General features: G+C 69.8%; 23 protein-coding genes. 5 read left to right on the plus strand and 18 right to left on the minus strand.

The features are described 5' to 3' along the window. Positions 1 to 140 precede the first annotated feature (140 nt). The 6 genes from HKK74_RS15215 to purB form a co-directional block, all read right to left on the minus strand. Positions 141 to 2162, minus strand: coding sequence for a serine/threonine-protein kinase (locus tag HKK74_RS15215; RefSeq protein ID WP_187243863.1), 2022 nt, complete (start codon positions 2160 to 2162; stop codon positions 141 to 143). 233 nt (positions 2163 to 2395) lie between these two features. Continuing rightward, positions 2396 to 2977 (minus strand): hypothetical protein, encoded by a 582-nt coding sequence (locus HKK74_RS15220; protein ID WP_187243864.1) that lies wholly within the window; start codon positions 2975 to 2977, stop codon positions 2396 to 2398. Continuing rightward, positions 2974 to 4629, minus strand: a complete 1656-nt coding sequence (locus tag HKK74_RS15225) for a serine/threonine-protein kinase (protein WP_187243865.1) — start codon at positions 4627 to 4629, stop codon at positions 2974 to 2976. Before HKK74_RS15225 ends, HKK74_RS15220 begins: the two co-directional genes overlap by 4 nt. A 197-nt stretch (positions 4630 to 4826) precedes the next feature. Further along, a complete protein-coding gene (locus HKK74_RS15230) occupies positions 4827 to 6155 on the minus strand; it encodes a transcriptional regulator (RefSeq protein ID WP_187243866.1) in 1329 nt (442 codons plus the stop codon). Between the two features lie 367 nt (positions 6156 to 6522). Beyond that, complete coding sequence (gene murA, locus HKK74_RS15235; protein ID WP_187243867.1) at positions 6523 to 7812, minus strand: UDP-N-acetylglucosamine 1-carboxyvinyltransferase; 1290 nt, start codon at positions 7810 to 7812, stop codon at positions 6523 to 6525. 447 nt (positions 7813 to 8259) lie between these two features. Next, complete coding sequence (gene purB, locus HKK74_RS15240) at positions 8260 to 9570, minus strand: adenylosuccinate lyase (RefSeq protein ID WP_187243868.1); 1311 nt, start codon at positions 9568 to 9570, stop codon at positions 8260 to 8262. A gap of 280 nt (positions 9571 to 9850) precedes the next feature. Between purB and HKK74_RS15245 the strand changes: the two genes are divergently transcribed. Beyond that, positions 9851 to 10300 (plus strand): LppU/SCO3897 family protein, encoded by a 450-nt coding sequence (locus HKK74_RS15245; protein WP_187243869.1) that lies wholly within the window; start codon positions 9851 to 9853, stop codon positions 10298 to 10300. A gap of 64 nt (positions 10301 to 10364) precedes the next feature. Here HKK74_RS15245 and purD read toward each other — a convergent pair whose 3' ends face one another. Further along, the gene (purD, locus tag HKK74_RS15250) at positions 10365 to 11615 is read right to left on the minus strand and encodes a phosphoribosylamine--glycine ligase (protein WP_187243870.1); all 1251 of its coding nucleotides are present in this window, start codon (positions 11613 to 11615) and stop codon (positions 10365 to 10367) included. Positions 11616 to 11975: 360 nt separating this feature from the next. Between purD and HKK74_RS15255 the strand changes: the two genes are divergently transcribed. Then, entirely contained in the window at positions 11976 to 13076 is a 1101-nt protein-coding gene (locus HKK74_RS15255; protein WP_187243871.1) for a magnesium and cobalt transport protein CorA, read from the plus strand. An 18-nt stretch (positions 13077 to 13094) separates the two neighbouring features. On the opposite strand, the gene HKK74_RS15260 is transcribed toward HKK74_RS15255, so the two are convergent. From HKK74_RS15260 to fbaA, 6 genes are all read right to left on the minus strand, one after another. Then, positions 13095 to 14075 (minus strand): glycerophosphodiester phosphodiesterase family protein, encoded by a 981-nt coding sequence (locus HKK74_RS15260; RefSeq protein WP_187243872.1) that lies wholly within the window; start codon positions 14073 to 14075, stop codon positions 13095 to 13097. A 215-nt stretch (positions 14076 to 14290) separates the two neighbouring features. Then, on the minus strand, positions 14291 to 15574 hold the full coding sequence (locus HKK74_RS15265; protein WP_187243873.1) for an adenylosuccinate synthase: 1284 nt from the start codon (positions 15572 to 15574) through the stop codon (positions 14291 to 14293). Positions 15575 to 15683: 109 nt separating this feature from the next. Beyond that, the gene (locus tag HKK74_RS15270; RefSeq protein WP_187243874.1) at positions 15684 to 16100 is read right to left on the minus strand and encodes a DUF3151 domain-containing protein; all 417 of its coding nucleotides are present in this window, start codon (positions 16098 to 16100) and stop codon (positions 15684 to 15686) included. 25 nt (positions 16101 to 16125) lie between these two features. Next, positions 16126 to 16746 (minus strand): GNAT family N-acetyltransferase, encoded by a 621-nt coding sequence (locus HKK74_RS15275; protein ID WP_187243875.1) that lies wholly within the window; start codon positions 16744 to 16746, stop codon positions 16126 to 16128. 46 nt (positions 16747 to 16792) lie between these two features. Then, on the minus strand, positions 16793 to 17239 hold the full coding sequence (locus HKK74_RS15280) for a winged helix-turn-helix transcriptional regulator (RefSeq protein WP_312881496.1): 447 nt from the start codon (positions 17237 to 17239) through the stop codon (positions 16793 to 16795). Between the two features lie 183 nt (positions 17240 to 17422). Continuing rightward, positions 17423 to 18445, minus strand: a complete 1023-nt coding sequence (gene fbaA, locus HKK74_RS15285) for a class II fructose-bisphosphate aldolase (protein ID WP_187243877.1) — start codon at positions 18443 to 18445, stop codon at positions 17423 to 17425. A gap of 250 nt (positions 18446 to 18695) precedes the next feature. Here fbaA and HKK74_RS15290 point away from each other — a divergent pair, with 250 nt between their 5' ends. Together HKK74_RS15290 and HKK74_RS15295 are read left to right on the plus strand one after the other, a co-directional pair. Next, positions 18696 to 19328: a DedA family protein gene (locus HKK74_RS15290; protein WP_246491598.1), complete on the plus strand. Its 633-nt coding sequence runs from the start codon at positions 18696 to 18698 to the stop codon at positions 19326 to 19328. Positions 19329 to 19388: 60 nt separating this feature from the next. Then, on the plus strand, positions 19389 to 19811 hold the full coding sequence (locus tag HKK74_RS15295; protein WP_187243879.1) for a superantigen-like protein SSL4: 423 nt from the start codon (positions 19389 to 19391) through the stop codon (positions 19809 to 19811). A gap of 30 nt (positions 19812 to 19841) precedes the next feature. On the opposite strand, the gene pyrE is transcribed toward HKK74_RS15295, so the two are convergent. Then, a complete protein-coding gene (pyrE, locus tag HKK74_RS15300) occupies positions 19842 to 20378 on the minus strand; it encodes an orotate phosphoribosyltransferase (RefSeq protein WP_187243880.1) in 537 nt (178 codons plus the stop codon). A 51-nt stretch (positions 20379 to 20429) separates the two neighbouring features. Between pyrE and HKK74_RS15305 the strand changes: the two genes are divergently transcribed. Beyond that, positions 20430 to 20963: an alpha/beta fold hydrolase gene (locus HKK74_RS15305; RefSeq protein ID WP_187243881.1), complete on the plus strand. Its 534-nt coding sequence runs from the start codon at positions 20430 to 20432 to the stop codon at positions 20961 to 20963. A 124-nt stretch (positions 20964 to 21087) separates the two neighbouring features. Here HKK74_RS15305 and HKK74_RS15310 read toward each other — a convergent pair whose 3' ends face one another. The 4 genes from HKK74_RS15310 to HKK74_RS15325 form a co-directional block, all read right to left on the minus strand. After that, positions 21088 to 21657, minus strand: coding sequence for a tetratricopeptide repeat protein (locus HKK74_RS15310; RefSeq protein ID WP_187243882.1), 570 nt, complete (start codon positions 21655 to 21657; stop codon positions 21088 to 21090). Positions 21658 to 21724: 67 nt separating this feature from the next. Beyond that, positions 21725 to 22888 (minus strand): NYN domain-containing protein, encoded by a 1164-nt coding sequence (locus HKK74_RS15315; RefSeq protein WP_187243883.1) that lies wholly within the window; start codon positions 22886 to 22888, stop codon positions 21725 to 21727. A 186-nt stretch (positions 22889 to 23074) separates the two neighbouring features. Continuing rightward, positions 23075 to 24661, minus strand: a complete 1587-nt coding sequence (locus HKK74_RS15320) for an alkaline phosphatase D family protein (RefSeq protein WP_187243884.1) — start codon at positions 24659 to 24661, stop codon at positions 23075 to 23077. A gap of 192 nt (positions 24662 to 24853) precedes the next feature. After that, the gene (locus tag HKK74_RS15325) at positions 24854 to 25969 is read right to left on the minus strand and encodes an RNA ligase (ATP) (RefSeq protein WP_187243885.1); all 1116 of its coding nucleotides are present in this window, start codon (positions 25967 to 25969) and stop codon (positions 24854 to 24856) included. Positions 25970 to 26182 lie beyond the last annotated feature (213 nt).

Consider the following 26182-nt stretch of genomic DNA (forward strand, 5'->3'; position numbering starts at 1 on the left):
GTCCATATCAAGCTGGGCGACTGGCGGGTGAGGTCACCTGACCGTGCTCCGCACTATTGACCACGAAGAGCCCCCAGAGCGCGGTGCTGGGGGCTCGACGCTGTGCCGCTACGACGTTGTGCCGCTACGACGCTGTACCGCTACGACGCTGTACCGCCGGCCGACGGTGCGCCGCACTCCGCCGCCGGGATCGTCGCCGTGCGCGTGAGCCCGCCGGGCCGCGCGGTCACGACGATGGTCCAGTCCTCGCAGTCGGTGGTGAAGGTCTGCGTGACGCCGAAGGTGTACGACCTCGCGCCGGAGAGGCGCTTGGTGGTGGCGGCCACCGACGTGCCACCGGAGGTGTACGAGATCGACACGTTGATCGGGCCAGTGCCGTCGGCCGTGACCGTGATGCTCGCGGAGCCGACCTGCCCGCTCCGCGTCCACGAACCGATGGACAGACCGGTGGCGGTGGTGGCCTTCGGCGGCGGCGTGGAGTGTTGCGGCTGCGTCGGCGGCTGTCCCGGCCGTGTCGCCCTGGGCCGTCCAGCGGGCTGGGAGCCGTCGCTCGTGCCCGGGGCCGGGCTCGTCTCGTCGGGAGCGGTCGGGGTACCGGAGGCGGCCGCGCGGGTCCGGCCTGCCGCCGGCTGCCCGATCTGCGGCGCGTCCTGTTCCGAGGGCACGGTGGCCGACGGCTCTCCGGCCGGCGATTCGGCGATCGCGGCGGGCCGCCCCTCGCCGGTCTTGCCGACGAACGTCACCAGCCCACCGCCCAACAGCAGCAACGCCATCGCGGCGGCGGCGATCATCCAGCTCTTGCCGCCCTTCTCCCGGTCGGCGACGGCCTCGTACGGCGCCCGCGGGTCGTGCCGGCCGGGTGGGATGCGCGGCTCCGGAACCTGCGGGGATCGAACCTGTGGGGTGTACGAAGCCTGCGGCTTGTACTCCCGAGGCTGTTCGCGATGCTCGCCGTACTCGTGGCCGCCGTACGGGGTCGGTGCGGCCGGAGCCGGCTCGGGCGCGCGCGTCGGAGCCCGTACAGGCAGCGGCGGCGGTGCGACGGCCGGGGCGGACCCGACCGCTGTGGGCGCGTCGTCGGGTGCGCCGGGTGCATCGCCGTCCTCGACCGGGACCGCTCGGATCAGCTGGACGGGCTCCACCGGCTCGATGGGCTTGACCGCCTCGATCGGCTGGGTCATCGCCGCGGCCGCAATGGCGCGCCGAGCCGGCTCGGTGAGCATCATCTCGGTCTCGGCGGCACCGGGGGTGTCGGCGGGCACCTTCGCAGGCACGTCGTCGGTGTCGTCACTCCGCGGCGTGGGCCCGCGGAGCGCGAGGAGCCCGGCGAGCTGGGCCAGATGGACCATGCCGAGGCGGACCCAGCCGTCGCCGTACTCGGCCTCGGCCGTCTCGTCCACCATCGCCAGCATCTCCGCGGCCGACGCGGGCCGCTCGCCCGGATCCTTGGCCAGGCCGCGGGCGACGATCTCGCGCAGCGGTCCGGCGATCCACTCGACGGGGACCTCTCCGGTCAGATGCGCCTCCGCGAGCCGCGCCACCTGCGCGGTCTGGAAGGGGGGCGCTCCGGTCACGCACTCGTAGAACACCGCGGTCGCCGCGTACAGATCGCTGGCGAGGGTGGCGGGGCCGCCCTCCCACAACTCGGGGGCCATGTACGCGGGCGTGCCCGCGACCGGGGTGCCGACGGTCCGGACGGCGATGCCGACGTCCGTCAACTTGCTGACCCCGTCGCTGCGCAGGAGGACGTTGCCCGGTTTGCAGTCGCGGTGCAGGACGCCGGCGGCGTGCACGGCACCGAGGCCCAGCAGCGTGCCCTTCAGCACGGTGAGCGCGGCCTCGGGACGGATCGAGCCCTCGGAGGCGATGAGGTCGGCAAGGGTGATGCCGTTGACCAGCTCCATGACCACCGCGCCGCCGACGGGCGACTCGGTGTACTGCAGAAAGCGGACCAGGTGGGGTTGCCGCATCTCGGCGAGCCGCCGCGCCTCAGTCCGGAAGCGCTCGGCGAACTCGTCGTTCTCGTACATCTGGTCTGAGAGATATTTGATCGCTACCGGGGTGTCGGTCGCCTCGTGCATCGCCAGCACGACCCTGCCGGTCGGGCCTTTCCCGAGCTCCCGAAGGTGGCTGTATCCGGGAAGCGTCCCATCGCCGTGCACGGGGTCTCCTCTCCGTGATCACGTGACTGCGGTTTCGATAAGTGGCGACCCTATCCGGCCTTATATGGCGCGCATATAACGTTTCGTGAAATGTTTGCCACGCGCAGTCAGTTCGAGACCCTGGTCACCTCGCAGTGACCTGGCGAGATGGGCGTGCGACGTGAGATGGCTCTCAAAGCGCCGGGCCTGGCCGTGCGGCGGTCGCCGCTGACCGGGACCCGGCCGGGCCCCGGTCAGTGGCAGGAGTAGCCGAAGGCCGACGACGCCTTGTCGGCGGTGCTCTCCGGCGCGACCAGTTCCAGGGTGGCGGTGAAGCGGCGGTCCCCCGTGCCCTTGATGGCCCAGCTCAGATGGACCGTGACGTCCCGCTTGCCGGCCTCGACGGTCTCGTGCAGCAGACCGGAGTTGTGGCCGTCGCTGCGGACCCACCGGTAGGTGATCCGCCCCGCCTCGCCGTTGGTGGTCAGCACGCCGGTGACATCGACGGTGGCGTCGCAGGTCTGAACCTGCTCAGGCGTCTGAACCTTGATCGCCGTGACCTCGACCTCCTCGCCCTGGCCGCGCAGCAGCAGCCACAGCAGAAAGCAGACCAGCAGGGCCGCGGTCACGAGCCAGCCGATGAGGCTGCGCATCAGGCGCCGACGGCGGCGAGGCGGCTGGGCCCGCCCCGACCGCCACGTCTCGATCAGCTCGTCGGTGGGCTGTACGCCCGGCCCGAACCGCACCAGCTCGTCCGGACCGCTCGACCGGCCGGTGGATGAGTCGCCCGGCCGCCCGGCCGACTCATCCCCCGGCCGCGGTGATCCTTGCGTCACGTGAGCCTCTTCTCAGCGGCGGGCGACTGGGTGTCGCATCGCTCGCGCGGGATCGTGGCTTCGCCGTACGCGCTTCCGGGCTTTGCGCTCACGGTCACTATCCAGTCCTCACAGGGCGACTTGAAGTCCGCCGAAAAGGTCTCGGAGTACGACCTTTGCCCACTACGTGTAAAGCTGTTGGTCTGTCCGGAGGAGAAGGAGACGGTGATCGTTACGGGGTCCGTACCGCTGGTGGTCACGGTGAACTCGACGGTTCCGGTGTACTGCGACTCTCCCCTGGACCACGAGTCGATCGTCGCACCGGTCGCCGTCGTCGGGGGCGGTTCGGGATTGGGCTCGGGGTTGCCGCCTCCGTTGCCGGGGGCGGGGTTGCCGCCGGGGGCCGGATCGATGCGCGGCCCTGAGGCGACGTTGCCGGCCGCGGGTCCCGCCGGGCCGCCTCCCGAGGGAGTGGTGTCATCGAACTCGGGCGAGGCCGGGGTATCCGGAGCCGACTCGGTCGGCGATGGCGAGGGCTCCACGCTGGGATCGCCGGACGGGTCGACCGACGGCTCGGCGGAGGGATCGACCGGTACCGAGGGGCCGGCGAGCGGTGGCTTCTTCGGCTTGTCGTCACCGCGGTTGGCGGCGTAGACGGCCACGCCGCTGCCGGCGAGGACGACCGCGGCGACCCCGGCGACGGTCGCGACCAGACCCCGGCTCATCCCCTTCTGCCCGAGGCGGGCGAGCCGGGTGCCGAGCTCGGTGACGGCGAGCGCCGTGGCGCCCTGCCCTTCCTGCCGCGAGGACGGCAGCCGCAGGGCCAGGATCGCCGCCCGCTCGGCGAGGCGGTTGCGGCCGTCGCGCTCCCATTCGGTGCCGTACTCGTTGAGGGCGATCGTCTCGAGCCGGGTGAGGAACTCCGCCGCGGAGGCCGGGCGCTCGGCGGGGTTCTTCGCCATCCCCCGCAGCACCAGACCGCGCAGCGGCTCGGGGACCTGGGTCACCGGGATCGGCGCGTTGCGGTGCGCGACGGCGAGCTGCGGGAGCGTCTTGGCCGGGTAGGGACGTTCTCCGGTGAGGCACTCGTAGAACACGGCGGTGGCCGCGTAGACGTCGGCGGCGGCCGTCACCGGGATGCCGCGCCACTGCTCCGGTGCCATGTAAGCGGGCGTGCCGGCGGCCGGCGCGTCGATTCCGGCCCGTACGGCGATGCCGAAGTCGGCGAGCTTGCTGACACCGTCGCCGCGTACGAGCACGTTGCCGGGCTTGAAGTCCCGGTGGACGACCCCGGCGGCATGCGCGGCGCTGAGACCCAGCAGCGCCCCCTTCAGCACCAGGAGCGCCGCCTCGGGGCCGGTCGCGCCTTCGGCTTTGATCAGTTCCGCGAGGCTGGGGCCATTGATCAGTTCCATCACGATCGCGGCGCCGTACCGCGTCTCGACATATTCGTAGAAACGGACCAGGTGGGGGTCTTCGATCTCGGAGAGCAGCCGCGCCTCGCCCCGGAACCGCTGGGTGAACTCCGAATCGGCGTACAGCCGAGTGGACAGATACTTGATCGCTACCGGGATCTCGGTGTCGTCGTGCACGGCGAGCATGACCCGGCCTGCGGAACCTTCTCCCAGCTCCCGCACGTGGGTATAACCGGAAACCGTCCATTCAAGGGACATTTGGTCCCCTTTCTCCTGGTCACCTCGCGGTTACCGTCGGACCCCCGAAACCGGATGACTACTGACGGTATTACCGAGAGAACTCGCATGCCCTACGGTTCGTGAAATACGAGCCACATCGAGTCAGACGCGCGACATTTCCCGGTGGTTGTCGAAGTTGCTGAAGTTTCAAGAGTTGTCAGCGTCAACGACCCACCTCAGGAGGACGACTTGGGGCCCAGCTTCTCGACGATCAGCCGGTAGAGCTGCCGCGGACGGCCCGGCTGTGGTGTGCGGTTGGGCGGCAACGGCCAGGCGAGGCCCTCTTCGACGAGGGTGCGCAGCAGGCGCCGCGCCGTGCGCGGGGTGACGCCGAGCATCTTCCCGGCGTTCTCGGCGTCGACGATGAGCGGCTGCTCCTGGTCGCCGAGCCGGTCGGCGAGCCTGGCGAGGATCTCCAGCCCCTTCGGCTTGATCTGTGGTTGGGTGCGCGGCGGTGTCCGCGGGGCGGGCACCAGCGCACGGCCGTCGCGGTCGAGCGCGAAGCCCTGGGCCCGCTGCGAGCTCTGCGCCCTGGCGAGGGCCGCCCGCGCGTGGGTCTCGGCCTCCTGGGCGGTGCGCCCCATGCCGATGCCGACCTCGATGGCCAGCCCGAGCTCGTCACGGACGCGTTCCACGAACGGCGGCGTACGGAACCCGTCGGTGATGCCGGCCACCGAGCCGCGGGTCGCGATGATCAGGTAGCTGTGGTCGTCGAGGGGCCACACCGAGGCGCTCATCCGGTGCGCCTCCTGCAGCAGGACACGGTGCAGCGCCAGCTTGAGCTCGTCGCGCCAGTAGCGGGGGGTCACCCGGCGCGGCGTCTCGCGCAGTGTCGGGACGTCGACGAGCACGACGACGAGCTGTGACTCTTCCAGCCGGTGGTGCGCGCCGAGCAGCGCCGCGGTCTGCAGCGCGCTGCGGATGGCGGCGCCCGTGGGACGCACCCGGATGGTGGGCACCCCGCCGAGCTCCATGCGTTCGGCGGTCGCGTGCACGCAGGTGATCGCGACAGTGGTGGCGCCGCGGCGCCACAGGCGTTCGTGGAAGGCCGCGAGGGTGCCCGGCCCGGCCGCCTCCTCGCGCAGGTGGACGTGTTCGGTGCCCAGTTCGATCTCGCTGTAGGCCTCTTCGACCTCGGCCCGGCCGAGTACGTCGATGCTCACCTTGGACGGGTCGAACCGGTCGTCCAGCGCCGCCCTCAGCAGCGCGCCCTGCAGGGCCGCGCCGTTGAGGGGGACGTAGGTCGCGGGCATGGTGAGCACACCCGCCTTGCGAGCGAAGTCGTACGGCACCGGGCTGGCGAACAGGCACACGTCGACGCCGGCCCCCAGGCGTACGACCTTGTCGGCGGCCTCCTGCTCGTCCCGGTAGGCCGCCGCCACCAGACGGCTCGGCACCGGCGTCGGACCATGGCCCATGAGCATGACGCGCTCGACGAGGTCATGCGGCCCCACCACTCCGATGGTCAGGTCGGGACCCACTGATCCCGACCTCGGCCCCGTCATGGGAGGTCGCTTTCCGGGTGAGCGCGTGCTCTGCCCAACGGTTGACTCATGGCTCGTCGCCCCTGCCTTCTGGCCAAGCACCGCAGTTCCCGTGCGATTCGTTTCTCATCGGGCAGATCGGATCAGGACCACTAGACGTGACGGCCCGACGCGAAACGAATCAAGAGTGCTGCAAAAAACTAACCCATGGGAGGCCTAAGCCAGTAATTTGTCACCATCCGGCCAGTCACGATCTGGTGACTCAGCCTGTCCGAAGTCTCTCTTGGACCAAACCGCTGACACCAAAACCGGGCAAACCCCTAGTTTGGGGCGTCCGGATCGCGATCGGCAGATGCCTGGCCATTTCGGCCTGGCCATATTGGCCGAGTCAGCCGACCTCACGCTCGATATCGGCGCCGAGCATGGACAGCCGCTCGGCGATGTGCGCGTGACCTCGGTCGAGGTAGTAGGCGGAGGTGATCGTCGTCTCACCCTGGGCGGCCAGCCCGGCGAGCACGAGGGCGCTGCCCGTACGCAGATCGTGGGCGACGACCTCGGCGCCGCGCAGTGAGGCCCCGCCGTGCACCTTCGCCCGGTTGCCGTCGACGTCGATGTCGGCACCCATTTTGGTCAGCTCGTCGGCGAGTTTGAACCGGCCGTCGAAGATGCGCTCGTAGATGTAGCTCGGACCGTCGGCGAGGCAGGAGACCGCCATGATGGGCGACTGCAGGTCGGTGGCGAAGCCGGGGTACTCGTCGGTGACGACGTTGATCGGCCGCAGCGGCCGCTTGCGCCGCACCTGGAGCACCGCGCCGTGCTGGGCGAACTCGACGCCCATCTGCTCGAGCTTGTCGGCGGCGACGCCGAGGTGCTCGAGCGAGGCGCCGACCAGGCTGATCTCGCCACCGGTGATGGCGGCGGCCATGACGAACACGCCCGCGTCGATCCGGTCTGGCATCACGGTGTGCTCGACCGCCGTGAGCTCGTCCACGCCCTCGACGGTGATGAACCCGGTGCCGCCGCCCTTGATCTTGGCGCCCATCCGGCTCAGCAGCTCGATGACGTCGAGCACTTCGGGTTCGAGTGCGCAGTTCTTGATGAGCGTGGTGCCCTTGCCGAGCGCCGCCGCCATGAGCAGGTTCTCGGTGCCGGTGTGCGAGGGCGTGTCCAGGTAGAGGGTGCCGCCGCGCAGCTCACCCGCCTTGATGTGGATGGAACCCTCTTCACCGCTCACCTGCTCGGTGACGGTGGCGCCCATCCGCTTGAAGCCGTTGTAGTGGAAGTCCAGGTTGCGGCTGCCCAGGTTGCAGCCGCCGACGCCCTCGATGACCGCTTCACCGAGACGGTGCAGCAGCGCGGGGACGAACAGGAACGAGCCGCGAAAGCGCGAGGCGATCTCGGCCGGCAGCACCGGGCTGCTCAGGGTCGAGGCGTCGATGACCAGGGTGCGCTCGGCCTCGTGCAGCTCGGCCTTGGCCCCGATGGCCTGGGCGAGCTCGACCGCACGCCGTACGTCCTCGATGATCGGAACGTTCCGGAGGACCGTCCGGCCCTTCGCCGCGAGCAGCGAGACGCCGATCATCGGCAACACTGCGTTCTTGGCGCCCTGGACGAAGACGGTGCCGCGCAGCTGCCGGCCCCCACGCACGCGATAACGAACCTCGTGGCCCATGCTCATAGCCGCCTGTGCTCCTTAGGATGCGGATCTTTCGGACTGTCTGCCCGCTCGAGAAGGTCGGCGGGTCATGAGTGCCAGGCGCGCCGAGGCACGCGCGATCTTCAGTATCGCATCGGGTGACCTCTGCGCTGACCGGCTCGTCCCGTCATGAGGACAACTTGGACATATAGATCCTGATTTCCGACCAAAGGTTCATGGAGATGTCCACTATGTTGTCCGGGCATGAGCGATTCGGCTCGGGCAGGCGCGAGCGGGCCGGTGACCGAGGCGGCGGGCTGGGCGGCGATCGACGAGGCGCTCGCGCGGATCTACGGGGACGCCGAACCTCTGCACTGGGGCACGCTGCACAAGTGGTCGCCGGGCGGGCCGGACCCGCTGGACGGGATCAGCTCGTGGGCTGACGGGTGGTGCCGACGGGTGGCGGGGCGGCGTCCCGGGTCGGCCCGGTCAGCTCAGGGCGGTGAGGCGGTCGAAGACGGGGCCGAGCCGCTCGACGAAGCGCTCCGGGCGGCAGACCTCGTCGAGCCGCGCCTCGTCCAGCGTCTGCCCCGCCTGCGCGGCCTGTGCACGCAGCGTCTCGCGGAACGGGACCCCGGTGCGCCAGGTCTCCATCGCGGCCTTCTGCACGAGGGGATAGGCCTGGTCGTCCCGGGACATGCCGGCCTCGACCAGCTCCAGCAGCACGGTCGAGGTGTAGATCAGGCCCCCGGTCGAGTCCAGGTTCGCCCGCATCCGCTCGCCGTCGACGACGAGCCCGGAGACCAGCCGGGTGGTGAGGTGCAGCAGATAGTCCGTGGTGATCGAGGCGTCCGGCAGGGCCACGCGCTCGACGCTGGAGTGTGAGATGTCGCGTTCGTGCCAGAGCGGGATGCCCTCCATGACCGGCACGATCTGCCCCCGTACGACGCGTGCCAGGCCGCAGATGCGCTCGGAGAGGATCGGATTCTTCTTGTGCGGCATGGCCGAGGAGCCCTTCTGGCCCTTGCCGAACGGCTCCCACAGCTCACGTACCTCGGTGCGCTGGCCGTGCCGCACTTCGAGGGCGATGGCCTCGCAGACCGTCGCCATGATGGCCAGGGCGCCGACCCATTCGCTGATGCCGTCGCGGATGACGACCTGCGTGGACACGTCGGCGGCCTTGAGCCCGAGCTCGCGGGCGACGTGCCGCTCCACCGCCGGGTCGATGTTGGAGTACGTGCCGACCGCGCCCGAGATGGCCATGACGCCGACGGCCTCGCGGGCCCGCCGGAGCCGATCCCGCGACCGGGCCATCGCGAACGCGAAGTCGGCCACCCGGTGCCCCCACACGTCCGGCTCACCGTGGATGCCGTGCGTGCGGCCGACCCGCAGGGTCGCACGGTGCTCCAGGGCGTGGTCGCGCAGCGCCGCCACCAGTGCGTCGGCCTTGCCGAGCAGGATGTCGGTCGCCTCGACCAGTTGCACAGCCAGGGCCGTGTCGAGCAGGTCCGACGAGGTCATGCCGAAGTGGACGAACGCCGCGGCCTCGCGGGGCTCGGTGTTGTCCGCCCACGCGCTCAGGAACGCGATCACATCGTGCTGGGTGACGGCCTCGATCTCGTCGACCCGCTCGGGCGTGGGCGGCGCGGCCTTGCGGACGGGCTCCACGACGTCGGCCGGGATCGTGCCGGCCTCCGCGTGGGCCTCGACCACCAGGGTCTCCACCTGGCACCACAGCTCGTACTTGTGCGCGTCGCTCCAGACGCGGCCCATCTCCGGAAGTGTGTAGCGCTCGATCACGTCGACGATTCTCGCAGGTCGGCCGCGATGAACCGCACGCGCGTGTACCGATCGCCGACGCGATGTAGATCTCTTCTCGTAACGGACTGTCCGGGTGAGCCGGATAACGGTACGTCCTTGACGTCTTGCGACCAAAGCTCATGCACATGACACCTGAGGTATCCATATGACGAACCCCCCGGGCGGCGGGCCACAAGACCCCCAGCCGGCCCGAAACCCGCAGTACGAAGGCTCCCAACACCAACATCCCCAGTATCAACACCCGCACTACCAACAGCCCATGGCTCAGCAGCCGCCCGCTCACCAGCCACAAGCCGCTCCCTTCCAGCACCAACCCGGATATCAGCCGCCCCACCCCCAGTACCCCGGACCACCTCAAGCCGGGCGCCGCTCCGGGAGGCTCCGGGGCATCCTCATCGTTGTCGCGGTTCTGGGCCTTGGCGGGATCGGCAGTTATGCCTGGGACGTCATGACGGGCGATCCGGACACCGCCGAAGTGGGCGACTGCCTGATCGATGATCGACACCCGGAGGATGTCAAGATCGTGAAATGCGACGACCCCAAGGCCGCTTTCAAGGTCGAAGGCAAGGTCGAGGACGTCGCAGAGAGGACCTTCGATGCCGATGCCGACAATACGGTCTGCAAGGACCACCCGGCCGCGGAGACCAGTTTCTGGTCAGGTTTCAGAGGCCGCTACGGCACCGTGCTCTGCCTCAGCAAGGTGAAGTGACGGCGACGCCGTAGGTCCGTTGCGGGCACGTCCGCGTCAGCGCGTCAACGGAAGAGTGACCCGGTCAGGACGGCGACGCTGTCGCTTTCGCGGCGATATCGGAGCGGTAACGCATCCCGCGCATGCGGATCTTGTCGACCGCCTCGTACGCGGTCGCGCGGGCGGCGGCGAGGTCGGGACCCGTACCGACGACGTCGAGGACGCGGCCGCCGGCGGCGACCAGCAGCTGCTGGGAGTACTTGGTGCCCGCGTGCAGCACGTAGGCGCCCGGCACCGCGTCGGCCTCCTCGATCCCGGCGACGACGTCGCCCTTCACCGGATCCGCCGGGTAGTTCTCCGCGGCGACGACGACGGTCACGGCGGCACCCGGCTTCCACTCCAGCCGGGTGTTCTCCGGCAGGCCGCCGATCGCGCAGCTCTGCAGCAGCGTGGCGAGCGGGGTGGCCAGCCGGTCGAGGACGACCTGGACCTCGGGATCGCCGAACCGCGCGTTGAACTCAATGACCCGGATGCCGGCCGGCGTCAGCGCGAGCCCCGCGTACAGCACGCCGACGTACGGCGTCCTGCGGTTCCGCAGTTCGTCGATCACGGGCTGTACGACGGTGGACATCACCTCGTCGACCAGGCCGGCGGGTGCCCACGGGAGCGGGGTGTAGGCGCCCATCCCGCCGGTGTTGGGGCCCTCGTCGCCGTCGTAGGCGCGCTTGAAGTCCTGCGCGGGCAGCAGCGGCACCGAGTGCGTGCCGTCGCTGAGCGCGAAGAGCGAGATCTCGGGGCCCTCGAGGTACTCCTCGACGACCACGCGCCCGCAACTCCCGGCGTGCTCTTCGGCGGCGGCCCGATCCTCGGTGACCACGACGCCCTTGCCGGCCGCGAGCCCGTCGTCCTTCACCACGTAGGGCGGGCCGAACAGGTCCAGGGCGGCGCGTACCTCGTCGTCGGACTCGCAGACGCGGGAGGCGGCCGTCGGGACGCCCGCGGCCTCCATGATCTCCTTGGCGAACGCCTTGGACCCCTCGATCCGCGCGGCCGCGGCATCGGGCCCGAAGCAGGGAATGCCGGCCCGCCGTACCGCGTCGGCAACCCCGGCGATCAGCACCGCCTCAGGGCCGATCACGACGAGTTCGGGGCGGATCCGCCGGGCGAGCTCGACGACCGCGACCGGATCGGTCGGATCGAGGACGTGGTTGTCGGCGATCTCGGCGGTGCCCGGGTTGCCGGGGGCGCAGTGCAGCGCGGTGACCGCGGGATCGAGACGCAGAGCGCGGGCGATGGCGTGCTCGCGGCCGCCGGACCCAAGGAGGAGGACTCGCACGCGACCTGACCCTATCTGGCCGACGGCGCCGATCCACCCGCAGGAGTACGGTCTCTCGGGCCGGTGTCGCGGGCCTGGAAACCGGTGATCGGCCGGGGGATCGCATCCGGCGGTGATAACCTGTCGATGCTCGACCGCGTGTGCTCTGACGCCTAGCCGCGAAGGGAGGTGGCCGGAATGGGTACTGGTGATCCTAGTAGTACCGCCGAGATCCCTCATAGTCCCGACCGGACTGATCCGTCCGCCTCGATCCGGCGTCCGGCCGAGCCCCTTCTCGTACGCCTTCGTTCTTAGGGTGTTCCCGCCCAGCTGACCTGGGCGCGTGCGAGCGCGGCCGGCCGGCGGGGAAGGAGCCCCCCAATGGCCATGACCCGGGTTCGCCCAGGCATCGCAAGCAAGGCACTGTTCAAGCCGCTCGGCCGGCCCGCGCGCCCGGCCGCCTCCGTCAGGCGCGAGCGCGAATCAGCGATCATCGACTGGGCCGTGTACGTCGACGGCCACCGAGTCCCCACCGACAGCGTCGCCGAGGCCGTACGGCTGGTGCGGCCGGAGGCCGAGGGCGGCGACGCCCCGGCCAAGGGCTTCGTGTGGGTGGGTCTGCACGACCCCGATGCCGCCGAGCTCGAGCGGCTCGCCGAGGTGTTCGGCCTGCACCCGCTCGCGGTCGAGGACGCCATCCACGCGCACCAGCGGCCCAAGCTGGAGCGCTACGACGGCGTCCAGTTCTTCGTGATGAAGACCGTCGGCTATGTCGGGCGCGCCTCGGGGATCGAGGCGGTCGAGACCGGCGAGATCATGATCTTCTGTGGTCCCGACTTCGTGGTGACCGTACGCCACGGCGCGCACGGTGAGCTGAGCCCGGTGCGGCGCCGGCTGGAGGCCAGCCCCGAGCGGCTGGCCCTCGGACCGGCCGCGGTCGTGCACGCCGTCGCCGACCGCATCGTTGACGACTACATGTGCGTCGCCGACGGGGTGCAGCAGGACATCGACGAGGTCGAGGAGGCGGTCTTCTCGCCCGAGCGCGGCAACGAGGCCGGGCGCATCTACCGCCTCAAGCGCGAGGTCATCCACCTCAAGCGGGCGGTCGGACCGCTCGCGACGCCGCTTCGCGCGCTCGCCGGCCGGCGGTTCGTGCCGACCGAGATCCGGGAGTACTTCCGCGACGTCGAGGACCACGTCACCCGGGTCCGCGAGCAGGTGGAGTCCTGCGACGAGCTGCTCACCCCGATCCTGCAGGCACACATGACGCAGGTGACGGTCGAGGACAACCAGGACATGCGCAAGATCTCCGCCTGGGGCGCGATCCTGATGGTGCCCACCGCCATCGCCGGGATCTACGGCATGAACTTCACCCACATGCCCGAGATGGAATGGGCCTTCAGCTACCCCGTGGTCATGTGCTTCATCGCACTGTCGTGTCTGCTGCTGCACCGCGGCTTCCGCCGCAACGGCTGGCTCTGACCGGCGGCGCTCACCGCTTCAGACCGCCTCGACGGACGTACGGGGGCCATGGCACGGTGGGAGCGGCAGCCCGCGTTCGGCCATGACCAAGCGCAGGCGGTCCGGATGGTCGGTCACGATCCCGTCCACGCCCATCTCGATGAGCCGGGCCATCTCGGCCGGCTCGTTCACCGTCCAGACGGTCACCGCGAGCCCCAGCCGATGCGCCTCGCCGATGAGTTCGGGCCGGACGAGCGTGCGCTCGGGTGACAGCACGGTGGCTCCGGCCGAGATCGCTCCGGTGAGCAGTCGGGTCCACGCAGTGCCGTCGAGAGGATCGGCGGGCTCGGGCGGGACGACCCCGGCCAGCCACGCCGAGCCGGGCTTGAGCGTCTCGGGCTCGATCAGGGCGACCCGTCCGGCGGCCTGCGGCGCGAGCCGGCGAGCGTGGCCGAGGACCCGCCAGTCGAAGCCGAGCAGCCGGGTCCGTCGGGTCAGCCCCCAGATGTCCATGACGTCCGCGACCGCCTCGACCAGCCGCGCGACCTCGTGGTCGGGCCAGCCGGGATCGGTCTTGACCTCGATGGCCAGATCGGTGGTGTGCGCGTCGAGCCGTACGACCAGGTCGCACACCTCGGCCAGCGTCGGCACCCGGGTTCCGACGATCGGCAGCTGGGTCAGCACGAACGGATCGGTGTCGCTTGCGCGCCGCATTCCCGCGTCAACGGTTTTGATCTGCGCCAGCGTGAGATCGCGGATCGGCTTGCCGACATAGGGGAACATCGGATCATCGGCCCGGGAGGGTGCGGTGTCGCGGGCGGTCAGTGCCGACAGGGCTTGGTCATGGTGGACGACGACCTCGCCGTCCGCCGTCAGGCCCACGTCGAGCTCTATGACGTCGACGCCGAGGGCGAGGGCATGCGCGAACGCCGGCAGCGTGTTCTCCGGCCGCAGGCCGCGCGAGCCTCGATGACCATGCGCTTCGACCCTGTCTAGCAGTGTCCTTCCCCCTCCGGCCATGCGGTGTCGCGGACGTGCGCCGGTCGCCGCCGGCCAAGCGGGGACCTTACGGAACGTGATTGACCGTTCGCCGATTCGCCGGTTACGGGGTCGGCAACATTGAAGGTCACGATGGTGAACGGGGGTCTCGGGGGCATCGCGTCGGGAGCATCGCGTCGGGGGTATGGTCGCGGCGCCGGCGTGTTCAGACGCTCACGGCGGCGCCGAAGACGGGCTCAGATCAGCGGTCGCAGTGTGAGGGTCTGGTCGCGGCCAGGGCCGACGCCGATCGCCGAGATCCGGGCACCGGAGATCTCCTCGAGCGCCCGGACGTAGGCCCGCGCGTTGTCGGGCAGGTCGCCGAACGTCTTGGCGCCGCTGATGTCCTCTTTCCAGCCGTCGAAGTACTCCAGCACCGGCTTGGCGTGGTGGAACTCGGTCTGCGACGCGGGCATTTCGTCATGGCGCACGCCGTCGACGTCGTACGCCACGCAGACCGGCACCTTGTCGAGCCCGGAGAGCACGTCGAGCTTGGTGAGGAAGAAGTCGGTGATGCCGTTGACGCGGGAGGCGTACCTGGCGATCACCGCGTCGAACCAACCGCAGCGCCGGTCGCGGCCGGTCGTGACGCCGTACTCGCCGCCCGTCGTCCGGAGGAACTCGCCCATCTCGTCGAGCAGCTCGGTGGGGAACGGTCCCGAGCCGACCCGGGTGGTGTAGGCCTTGAGGATGCCGATCACTCGGGTGACCTTGGTCGGGCCGATGCCGGAACCCGCGCAGGCGCCGCCCGCGGTCGGGCTCGACGACGTAACGAACGGGTAGGACCCGTGGTCGACGTCGAGGAGAGTGCCCTGGGCGCCCTCCAGGAGGACGACCTTGCCCTCGTCGAGGGCCTGGTTGACCACCAGGCCGGTGTCGGCCACATAGGGCTTGAGCCGCTCACCGTAGGCGACGTACTCGTCGACGATCGGAGCCGCCTCGATCCGGCGGCGGTTGTAGACCTTGGCGAGGACCTGGTTCTTCTCGCGCAGTGCCAGCTCGATCTTCTGGGTCAGGATGCTCGTGTCGAACAGGTCCTGGACCCGCACACCCATCCGGGCGATCTTGTCACCGTAGGAGGGGCCGATGCCGCGCCCGGTGGTGCCGATGCGGGCCTTGCCCAGGTACCGCTCCGAGACCTTGTCGAGAGCTCGGTGGTGCGGCATGATCAAATGCGCGTTCGCCGAGATCAGCAGGCGTTCGCACGTCACGCCCCTGGCCTTGAGCCCGTCGATCTCATCGAGCAGCACGCCGGGGTCGATCACGACCCCGTTGCCGATGACCGGAACGACGTCAGGGGACAGCACGCCGGAGGGCAGCAGGTGGAGCGCGTAGCTCTTGTCCCCGATGACCACGGTGTGCCCGGCGTTGTTGCCACCCTGGTAGCGAACGACGTAGTCGACATCACCGCCGAGTAGGTCAGTGGCCTTGCCCTTGCCCTCGTCACCCCACTGTGCCCCCACAAGCACGATGGCCGGCATCAGGCGGCCTCCCTCTCTCAACGACGAAGACCCAGGTCGCAAGCACGACCGGGGCCTCTTGCGATCCGATGGTACCCGGACATCCAGTGCGAAGGAACCGGCGAGCGCTCTAGGAGAGGGCCTCCGCCGCGGTGGCGCTGCTGTCACGCAGGAACGTTTTGCATCGCTCCGCCTCCTGCTCCTCACCTATCGCACCGGCGGCGCGTCCGAGCGCGTGGAGGGCGGTCAGGAAGCCGCGGTTGGGCTCGTGCTCCCAGGGAATCGGCCCGTGTCCCTTCCAGCCCGCACGGCGCAGCTGGTCGAGCCCGCGGTGATAGCCCGTACGGGCATAGGCGTACGACTCGATGACGTTGCCGCCCTCGAACGCACGGTCGGCGAGCCTGGCCCACGCGTCCGGGTAATCGGGGAAGCGAGCCGCCACCTCGACCGGATCGACGTCGTTCTCCAGCGCCTCACGTGCCTCGGCGTTGTCCGGTAGCCGGGTGGGAGGCGGTCCGCCGAGCAGATTCTGGGTCATGAGGCCCATCGTAGGGCGGGAGTGACAACAGAGGTCAACCGGCCGAGGCCGGTGCCGGCCGTCGCGACGGCGACTCGACGACCGCGCCACCCCCCTCGTGATCTCGCGGTCGTTCGCGCATCGCGGGTACGGGCGGCGCCAGCGGAAGGCGGAACCGGGCCGCCCCCTGGTCGCGCCGTGGCCGGGCGGCCGGCCAGCCGGCCTTGACGGCGGCCAGCGCGGCGGCATTGCCGAGCATGACGTCGGCGCTGAACTCGGTGATGCCGCGCCGCTCGGCCAGGTGGCTCAGGTACCGCACCAGGCGACCGGCCACCCCGTGCCGCTGCCAGGAGTCGGCGACCAGAACCGCGATCTCGGCGCGCGCCGGGTCCTCGCGGTCGCGCACGTACTCCGCGATTCCGACGATCTCGTCGTCGATCATCGCGACCAGTGCGTCGTGATCCCAGTGGTCCATGGCATGCATCGCCCGGACGTAGACCTCCGGGATCCACGGCGTGCCGGCGAAGAACCTCGAGTAGAGGCTCTGCGGGGACAGCAGCGCGGACATCCGGCGCAACCGGTCGCGGTCGTCGACCCCGTACGGCCGCATCCGCAGATCGGCCAGTCCCGCCTCGGCCCGCGTGTCCAATGGCCGTACGCCATCGAGTTGCGTCATGCAACCTATTGGACAGGGGATCAGTTGCGTCATGCAACTCTTATTCTCAGATCCCTGGACCCGGCCGGGGTTCGATGTCGTTCGGTTGGAGCGAGACGCCGCACTTGTCGCAGGTCAGGGCACGGGTGAGCTCGCCACCGCAGCCGCGATGCGTGACGAGGACCGGCGGGCCGTTCTCGGCGTAGTGCCGGTCGCCCCACAGCATGATCGACATCATCACCGGCCAGAGCTCCACGCCCTTGCGAGTGAGGCGGTACTCATAGCGGTCCGGCCGCTCCTGGTAGCGATGCCGCCGCATGACGCCCTCGTCGCAGAGGCGGCCCAGCCGGTCGGTCAGGACGTTGCGTGCCACACCCAGTTCGGACTGGAAGTCGTCGAAGCGACGGACGCCCTCGAAGGCCGTGCGGATGACGAGCAGCGTCCATCGGTCGCCGACGACCTCGAGGCCTCGCGCGATCGAGCAGTTCTGGGTCTGGTACGTCCGCGGTAGCACGCCTTCATGGTAAGCGGCGAGTTGCATGACGCAATGCGCTCACCGGTCACGCCGTGATCATGCGGTTGTGCGTATGCCACGGGCGGGTTCCGGCGGGTCTCGGGCGCGGTCCCGCGAACAACTGCATGATCACGGCAGGGGTTTCGCTGTCGTGATCATGCAGTTGTCTCCCGCTGGGTCCAGCTACTTGATCTTCTGGCCGGCGGAGAGCAGGTTCTCGCAGGCGGTCTTCACGCGCTCGGCCATGCCGGCCTCGGCGCTCTTGCCGTAGGAGCGCGGGTCGTACTGCTTCTTGTTGCCCACGCCGTCGTCGACCTTGAGCACACCGTCGTAGTTCCGGAACATGTGGTCGGCGATCGGCCGGGTGAAGGCGTACTGCGTGTCGGTGTCGATGTTCATCTTGACCACGCCGTACGACAGCGACTCGCGGATCTCCTCCAGCGACGAGCCCGAGCCGCCGTGGAAGACGAGCTCGAACGGGGCCTCCTTGCCGTACTTCGCGGCGACGGCCTCCTGGATCTCCTTGAGGACCTCGGGGCGGAGCTTCACGTGGCCCGGCTTGTACACGCCGTGCACGTTGCCGAACGTGGCGGCGAGGATGTAGCGGCCCTTCTCGCCCAGCCCGAGCGCGTCGGCGGTGGCCAGCGCGTCCCCGGTCGTGGTGTAGAGCTTCTCGTTGATCTCGTTGGCGACGCCGTCCTCCTCGCCGCCGACGACACCGATCTCGATCTCGAGGATGATGTTCGCCTTGGCGCACTCCTCGAGCAGTTCCCTGGCGATCTGGAGGTTCTCGTCGAGGGCCACCGCCGAGCCGTCCCACATGTGCGACTGGAACAGCGGGGGCTCACCGCGGGCGACCCGCTCCTGGGAAATCTTGATCAGTGGCCGGACGAAGCCGTCGAGCTTGTCCTTCGGGCAGTGGTCGGTATGCAGCGCGATGTTGACCGGGTACTTCTCGGCGGCCACCCTGGCGAACTCGGCGAGGGCCGTGGCCCCGGTGACCATGTCCTTGACCGTCGATCCGGACAGATACTCGGCGCCACCGGTGGAGACCTGGACGATCCCGTCGCTCTCCGCCTCGGCGAACCCGCGGAGCGCGGCGTTCAGGGTCTGGCTCGATGTCACGTTGATCGCGGGATAGGCGAAGCCGCCCTGCTTGGCGCGGTCGAGCATCTCCGCGTAGACCTCTGGGGTCGCGATCGGCATGTTCAACATCCTTTCTAGCGCGTGTCCACAGTGCCGGCCGGCGCGACTTCGGCGCACCGGCGCTCGCATGCAGTGAGGCTCCAGGCAGCACAGGACCGGGCGCAGGGTGCCGCCCTGTATCCCAGTATCCCGGAGTTCACCTCGGGCGGGAACGCGCACCGCTGGCGGGTACGCTCAGGGCGTGGATCTCGCTGTGAATGGGGTGGACCCGGCTTCCCTCATCACGGCGTTCGGCGTCTTCGGCATCCTGTTGATCATCTTCGCCGAGACGGGCCTGCTGATCGGGTTCTTTCTCCCGGGCGACACGCTGCTCTTCAGCGCCGGTCTCTTCACGACCGTCGCGGGCGCCGAAAGCGTCGGGATCGAACGGCTCTCGCTGCCGACGCTGTTGATCATGGCGCCGATCTTCGCGATCGCCGGCGCGCAGTTCGGTCACTACCTCGGTGACCGCTATGGCCGTAGATTCTTCGAACGTCCGAATTCGCGGCTGTTCCGGCGGGAGCATGTCGACAAGGCGGAGCACTACTTCAACAAGTTCGGCCCTGCCAAGGCCGTGGTGCTCGCGCGCTTCATCCCGATTGTTCGGACTTTTCTGAACCCGCTCGCCGGAATGCTCGAGATGAGCGCCCGCCGGTTCTTCGTGTGGAACGTCATCGGGGCGATCATCTGGACCGACTCGTTCCTCCTACTGGGCCACTACCTGGGCAATCAGGTCGAAGGCATCGACCAGTACGTGCTGCCCGTGATCGTCGTCGCGGTGATCGTCACGGTCGCCCCGGTGCTCCGCGAGCTGTTCAGGAGGCGGCGCTCAGGTGGCAACAATCCGGAGAAGAACGACTCTGAAGCGTCGCGTCCGTCGCTGAGTGGTGACAGTTCCCGCTAACCTCCCCATGTGGGACGTCATCGGCCGGATCCTCGCGGACACGCGCGAATAATGATCGCAGTGCTCGCCGTGGTGCTGGCTCTCGTGCTGCTCATCGTAGGTGGGCTCGCGCTTTTCGGCGCGCTCAGCTCGGATGCGGCACCGGCCAGCGCCCCCCAGGCGACTCCGGCAACCGGCACGTCCGAGGCCTCGGCCCGGACCCGATCCGCCGATACCCCGTCGAAATCGAGCGTTTCAACTCAGCGATCGCTCGAGATCAGGGTTACCGGCGCGCCGACCAAGGTCTTCGTCACCGTCTCCGGGAACACCACACAGGTACTCGAGGACGGCGTACTGAACACCGGAGACATCCGGCAGTACGACGAAGCGCCCCTGGACGTCGTCGTCACCGACGGCAGCGCTGTCGACGTGTACATCTACGGCAAACGGCAGGCGAAGAGCCAGCCGGGCCAGCGAGGTCGGTGGCACGTGGCCGAACGTTGAGCCGAGCCTGACCCGCACCACCCCGGCCGGTCAGGCGAGATCGAGATCTTCCAGGGTGAACGCCGAGCGATAGTCGAGCCCCTCGCCGCGGATGCGGTCCGCCGCGCCACGCTCGACGATGGTCGCAACTCCCACGACCTCGGCTCCCGCCGCGCGCAGCGCCTCTACCGCGGTGAGCACCGAACCACCGGTCGTGGAGGTGTCCTCGACGGCGAGCACTCGTCGTCCCGCGACGTCCGGGCCCTCGACCCGCCGCTGCAGCCCATGGACCTTGTCGGCCTTGCGCACGACGAACGCGTCGAGGCGGCGACCTTGGGCGGCCGCCGCGTGCAGCATCGCCGTCGCGACCGGATCGGCGCCCAGGGTGAGCCCGCCGACGGCTTCGTAGTCGAGGTCGGCGGTGAGATCGAGCATGACCCGGCCGGCCAGCGGAGCCGCGGCCCCGTCCAGCGTGATGCGGCGCAGGTCGACGTAAAAGGACGCCCGCCGCCCCGACGACAGGACGAAGTCGCCCTCGACGACGGCCTTGCTCTTGATTGCCTTCAGCAGATCCTCGCGATCGGTCACGGCAGGAAGCCTATGCGGGATGCCGGGGTGGGGTGCTGGCAGGGTTGGCACATGACGCCCGGCACTCTGGTCCTCCTGCACGCCCCCCTCGCCACCGCGGCGGTCTGGGGCCCGATCCCCGAAACGCTGCGCTCCCACGGGGCCGATGTCGTGGTGCCCGAGATCCACGATCAGATCGGCGATCACGGTGACGATCACAACGGTGCTCAGCGGCCTCCGGGCACGGGTCGCTATGTCGCCCGGGCCGCCCTGGAGATCGCGGCGCACCGGCCCGCTCAACCGCTCGTCCTCGTCGCGCACGGCGCCGCCGGCGCGGTGCTGCCGAAACTCGGCGCCGCGCAGCGGGCCGCGCATCGCACAGTCGGCGGCTACGTCCTCGTCGACGCGGAGTTTCCCGAGCCCGCGGAACTGCGCGGGGATTGGCCGGACGCCCCGTGCGGCTACCTGCGCACGGCCGAGCCGTACGAACTCGAGGCTCGCCAGGCGCGGCTGCGCGGCTGGCCCGTGCGGGAGCCGGCGGGCGGGCACGCCGGAACGCTCGCCGACGCTGCGGAGGCGCTGCGGGAACTCATCGCCGCGCTCTGACGGCGGTCGACGGCTCTCTGGCGGCTCTCTGGCGGCTTTCGACCGCTTAAGACGGCGTCAGACGGCTTTCGGCGGCGTTCGCCGGGTGGCTCGTCCTCGGGCGAGATCGGTTCCAGGGAGGTCGTCAGTTCTTGAGGAGATCGTCCAAGAGGTTGTCGTACTCGTCCTCGGGCTGCCCCAGATCGACCCGGGCGCGATAGCGGAGCCGCAGGAGCGCCTCGAGGCTGTCCTCGGCCGAACTGCGGTCGCCCTGGTCGCGGATCGCCAGCACGACGTCGGCTCCGGCCGTGGCCCAATCGTACGTGCCGGACACGTCGCCCTGCTCGTAGAGCACCTCGGCGACGGTGCGATAGACCTCCGGATCAGTTGGGACGTCCGCGCGGATCTGCTCGACCAGCGCCTGGGCCTCGTCTTTGCGTCCCAGCTCGAAGAGGGCGTCCGCGAGATAGGCCCGCGGATCCCCATAGGCGTCGCCGCCGTCCTCTATCGCCCGCCGATAGAGTTCCGCCGCCTTGGCGTGGTCGCCCGCGTGCTGCCACTGTTCGCCCGCCCGCAACAGCACCTTTGCCCTGGACACCCCACCCGACACCGACTCGGCCAGTGCGGCGAGCCGCTCCGCCGCCGACGTGTGATCGCCGGAGCGCAGCGTGTCGAATTCCAGGTCGTCGAGATCGTCTTCCGTAACATGCGTCACGCTCTAGACGCTACCCGTCAGTCGCCCGGCGAAGCGGGCGATTACGGATGATCGGAATTCCCGTGTCCTACCGGCGGGAACGTTCGAGTGCGTCCCAGAATCCCCGCCGAAGCGCGTGTCGCACTTCGTCGTGCAGCAGGAAGTCGATGGGCAGTGAGGAGCCCTGCAGCAGCCGCGCCTCGAGATCCGACGGCATTCGGGGCTTGCGGGCGAGCACCGCCTCGAGCCACAGCGCCGGTGCGTCCCTCGCGACCGACTCGCCGAAATCCTGACCCTCCTGGTGCGCGGACTTGACCGCGTCGGACAGGGTCGGCGTGTTCTGCTGCGCCGGCACCGGGGAGATCTGCTGCGGGCCGGTGTAGGGGCCGTGCTGCTGTGGCGGTGGTGAGACGTACTGCGAGGGGGTCGGCGAGTGCACCGAGGCCGGGGAGTGGGTGGGCGTCGACGTCTGCGCGGGAGTCGGCGCGGCGTGTATCGGCCCGGTCACCGGCTTCTGCGGTGCACTGGCGGCGGTGTGCGACGACGGCCCCACCCGGGCCGGGGCGGGCAGGTGCGACCGGGACGGCGTGCCAGTGATCGGCGACCCCGGCGGCGGGCCGCTGTGCGGCCCGGTCTTGAGCGGGCCGATCGTCGAAGCGGACGAGGTCGAGTGTGTCGAGTGCCCGTTGGACAGCGGTCCGGACGAGCTGTCGCCCCCGGTCAGCGCGTTGACGTACGGGCGCAGATGACCGGCGCCGATCTCGATGAGGTCGTCGCACTCCTGGCGCAGCACCCGCGAGATGGTCCAGTTGCCGTCGACCGAGACGTGCACCAGCGTCACCCGTACGCCGAGGGCCTGGGCGTCGCACACGATCTGGGCCAGGTCCTCGTCGCCGCTGACGACGACCGCGTCGGCGATGGCGCCGTTGCGGGCCAGCGTGGTGAGGTCGCGGTGGATCTCGGTGTCGACGCCCTCTCGGCGGCCCGGCCGGATGCGTCCCAGCCGCAGCTTGAGCCCGGGCAGGTCGGCCAGCGCGTCGTGCTCGGCACCCCGGCGGCCCTCGATCGTCGCCTCGTACCAGTAGCAGCGCAGCAGCGGCAGCCCGGTGCGCTCACGGGCCAGGTTGCTCAGGAGCTGGAGCAGCCCGCCGAAGTCCCAGGACACGGTCTCTCGATGGCGGGTTCCGTGCACCGCCATCGCGCCGTCAGCCAGCAGGTAGCCGGCATCTACGAACAGCGCGCTGCGATCCACGCGACACCGCCTTTCGTCAACACGAGACCATCTCGACCCACTGTGCGGTAGACACGAGCCATCGAAGGACCCCGGGCACCCATAGCGTAGTGAAGTCTCAAACGGCCGTAAGCCAATACGGCGATTCGTCACTCTTCCCGGAAAGTATGGAGTATGGGCGGCTGTAGCCGTAGGTCTGCGGCCCGTTCAGGTGGAAAGCTCGGCGCGGCCGAGCTCCGCCAGTGAGGTGGCTCCGTCCGGCGTCTCCCACACGACCGTGGAGACGCGGCCGCGAATCTCGATCGTCGCTATCGCGTTGTCGAACCATGGCCCCTTGGTCATCCGCCACCTGATCGGCGGCCTCGGCACCTTGGCGCTGCGGGCGAGCGCTCGCAGGGCCGAGGTGAGCACGCCGTTGCACGCCAGCTTCTGGGCCAGCTTGAACTTCCCCTCCAGTGGGTTGCGCAGTGGTGAGCACACCACCTGTGAGATCGGGGTTCCGCCCGAGGGTGTGGTGACGCGGGCGAGATAGGAGTAGTGCACGTCGCCGGACAGGAACGCGATACCGGCCGGTGCCCGGCCCTGCTCTCCGCGCGCCACCTTCAGGATGTCCTCGGCGACGGTGCGGAACGAGGTCTCGAAGGCGGCCCAGTGCTCCAGGTCCGCGCCCTGCCGTATCTTCTCGCCGATGCGCGCCGCCCGCTTGCCCCAGGCGCCCTCCGCCACCGCCTCGTTCCATGCCTCGGCGTGGTGGATCGAGGCGGGCAGCAGGTACGGGAGGGAACTGGCGATCAGGAGGTGGTCGAAGTCGCCCGCGCACTGCTCCTCGAACCACTCCAGTTCCCTGTCGTCGAGCATGGCCCTCCGCTCCGCGGTGAGCAGCCGGGAGCTACGGCTGTCGACCACGACGAGGCGCGTGTCGCCGTAGTCGTGCGCGTAGCTCCAGCGACTGGTCTCGGGTGCCTCGTCGGCGCGCTCGGCGAACTCGTCCAGCAGTTCCCCGCCGTCGGCGGCCGCCCGTACCTTCGCGTACAGCGGATCCTCGGCGCGGTCGCGCGCGGAGAGGTTCCCGAGGTGCTGGTAGATCCAGTACGTGCCGAGCCCGCCGACGATGCGTTCGCGCCACCACGGCTGTGACCACATCTCCTTGCGCCAGGTGTACGAGGTGTTCCAGTCGTCGCGGATGTCGTGGTCATCGAAGATCATGAGGGTCGGCACGGTCGACAACAGCCAGCGCACGGCCTCGTCCTCGCCCCAGGCGAGCCGGTAGAGGTGGCAGTACTCCTCGAAGTCGGAGAGCTCGCCCCGCGGCTCCTGGTCGCCGCGGCGGTCGGTGATGAACTTCCGCATCTTGTCGCCGAGTTCGTCGGCGTAGACCTGGTCACCGATCATGAGCAGCACGCTGGGCGGGTCGCCGCCCTCGGCGAGCCGGTGCGCGTACGCGATGAGCGTGTCGGTCCCGTAGGCGGTCTCGGCCGCCGGCGACCGGCGGCATGACCCGAACGCGAGCCGCAACTCGTCGTGGCCCCCGATGGTGCGGATCCGGCTCGGGGGGAAGGGCGAGTCCGGCTCGGGCCAGACCTTCTCGCCGTCGAGCGCGACCTCGTAGGGGGTCTCCGAACCCGGCTCGAGCCCGTCGACCTCCACGAGGGCGTAGTGGTGGCCGTGGACGGTGAAGGTGTGCGCTGTGAAGTCGAGGACCCGCACTTCACCTGGAAGGTCGGTCTCCACCCAGATGGTCGCGCAGCGGTCGTCGACGTGGCGGAGCAGGGGGCCGAGCACCAAACGCGTCATAAAGGGCATCTCTATCCGACCCAGCGCGGCGCGTCCACCTGCCGGGGGTTACCGGCCTCGGAACATCGCCGTGTCCGCGCCGCCGGAGGTCACCGTGCGTGCGCGCGGACTCCGTCGGCCGTCCCCGCCCCCGAGGGAACGGCCGGCGAAGCGCCCGTGGCCTTCCACGTCGCGCGCTCGGCGGGCGCGCGGTCACTCGTACTCCGTGCCGCCCTTGCGGGTCAGGTACGCCGGGGACACGAACTTGGCGATGGCGCGGCCGCCGGTCACCGTGCTGTAGCGGCTCGTGGCCGACCGGACGACCAGGCCCTCGCGCAGGTGCTCGGACGCCCCGGACACGGTCTCGCGGCCGGTCGCCAGCTCGATGAGCGCGGCCTCGTCGTACGGTCCCTCGTACAGGCGCGGCACGGCGGGCAGTCCGACCTTCTCCAGCACGTCGGCCAGCTCGGCGGGGTCGAGCCACCGCACGACGCCGGGCATCTGAACGGCGACGTCGAAGACGGCGTAACCCGGCCTCTCACCCCCGGCGGTCGTGCCATAGGCCAGGTCCTGCACGCCCTTGCCGAAGACCTCGCCGAAGACGCCGACCCGCTCGGTGTCGAACAGCTCGGCGATCCGCGCGGCCGCCTTGAGCACGCCGTGGCCTTCGATCGCGCGCCAGTACAGGTTCTTGGCGTCGTGCGCGATCGCCAGGCGCTTGGGGCCGAAGCCCTTGGAGGAGACGAAGTAGTCGCCGGTCACGGAGCCGTCCGCGCCGGTGGCCACGCCGCGTTCGTCGAGCGCGAGCGTGAACAGGCACGCCGTGCCGTGCACCTTCTCGGTCGCCACGACCGGTTCTCCGGGCTCGAAGATGGTGGGGTAGCGCTTGACGTCCTCGATCTCGATCCACGGGATCAGGTCGGGCGCAGGGAGCATCTCCCCGGCCATGTGCACGGGGATCGGCGGCACCCACTTGGTGACGCCGAGTTCGGCCGCGAAGTCCCGGTCGTCGGCGTTCGCGGCGGCGAGGTCGATGTCGTCCACAGCCTGTGGATTGCAGATGATGCCCTGGGACAGCTCGCCGCGCAGCCGTACGGCCTTGACGCGATTCTTCTGCGAACCCGCCAGCCTGCCGGTGAGCCCGAGCTCCTCGATCAGCTCAGCCGGCAGCAGGGAGCCCTCGGGGATGTAGAGCGCCCAGTCGCCGGTGCGGTACCGCCCCTTGGCGACGACGGCCCGGTACAGCCCGACCTGGGCCAGTTCGAGCGCGTCGGCGTTCTCGTGGGGGTGGATGGTCAGCTGTTCCGCGGCCACCCGCAGCGTGGACATGCCATTCCCTTCGTGAAAGGTGCCGATAAAGCACGTCCTGGCAAGAGTGGCAACCCGCCTGAACCCGGGCAACGCATTTATCAAGCCACGGTGGCCCGTTCTCGTGTCGGCAGAGTGCACCCGGGCTTGGCCGGAAGCTGTTTCGCCGAGGGCCATGATGATCCGTTCGGCCGTACGAGCGTGCCCGACCGAAGTAAGGTGCGCTCGGTGCCG

It is taken from the genome of Actinomadura alba, from assembly GCF_014323705.1.
GTDB lineage: Bacteria > Actinomycetota > Actinomycetes > Streptosporangiales > Streptosporangiaceae > Actinomadura_C > Actinomadura_C alba.

Coding starts and splice junctions, on each gene's coding strand:
- HKK74_RS15225 (WP_187243865.1), bottom strand. CDS start 4,629: ATGTCCCTTGAATGGACGGTTTCCGGTTATACCCACGTGCGGGAGCTG.
- HKK74_RS15230 (WP_187243866.1), bottom strand. CDS start 6,155: ATGACGGGGCCGAGGTCGGGATCAGTGGGTCCCGACCTGACCATCGGA.
- murA (WP_187243867.1), bottom strand. CDS start 7,812: ATGAGCATGGGCCACGAGGTTCGTTATCGCGTGCGTGGGGGCCGGCAG.
- HKK74_RS15245 (WP_187243869.1), top strand. CDS start 9,851: ATGGCTCAGCAGCCGCCCGCTCACCAGCCACAAGCCGCTCCCTTCCAG.
- HKK74_RS15255 (WP_187243871.1), top strand. CDS start 11,976: ATGGCCATGACCCGGGTTCGCCCAGGCATCGCAAGCAAGGCACTGTTC.
- HKK74_RS15260 (WP_187243872.1), bottom strand. CDS start 14,075: ATGGCCGGAGGGGGAAGGACACTGCTAGACAGGGTCGAAGCGCATGGT.
- HKK74_RS15265 (WP_187243873.1), bottom strand. CDS start 15,574: ATGCCGGCCATCGTGCTTGTGGGGGCACAGTGGGGTGACGAGGGCAAG.
- HKK74_RS15270 (WP_187243874.1), bottom strand. CDS start 16,100: ATGGGCCTCATGACCCAGAATCTGCTCGGCGGACCGCCTCCCACCCGG.
- HKK74_RS15275 (WP_187243875.1), bottom strand. CDS start 16,746: ATGACGCAACTCGATGGCGTACGGCCATTGGACACGCGGGCCGAGGCG.
- fbaA (WP_187243877.1), bottom strand. CDS start 18,445: ATGCCGATCGCGACCCCAGAGGTCTACGCGGAGATGCTCGACCGCGCC.
- HKK74_RS15305 (WP_187243881.1), top strand. CDS start 20,430: ATGACGCCCGGCACTCTGGTCCTCCTGCACGCCCCCCTCGCCACCGCG.
- HKK74_RS15320 (WP_187243884.1), bottom strand. CDS start 24,661: ATGACGCGTTTGGTGCTCGGCCCCCTGCTCCGCCACGTCGACGACCGC.
- HKK74_RS15325 (WP_187243885.1), bottom strand. CDS start 25,969: ATGTCCACGCTGCGGGTGGCCGCGGAACAGCTGACCATCCACCCCCAC.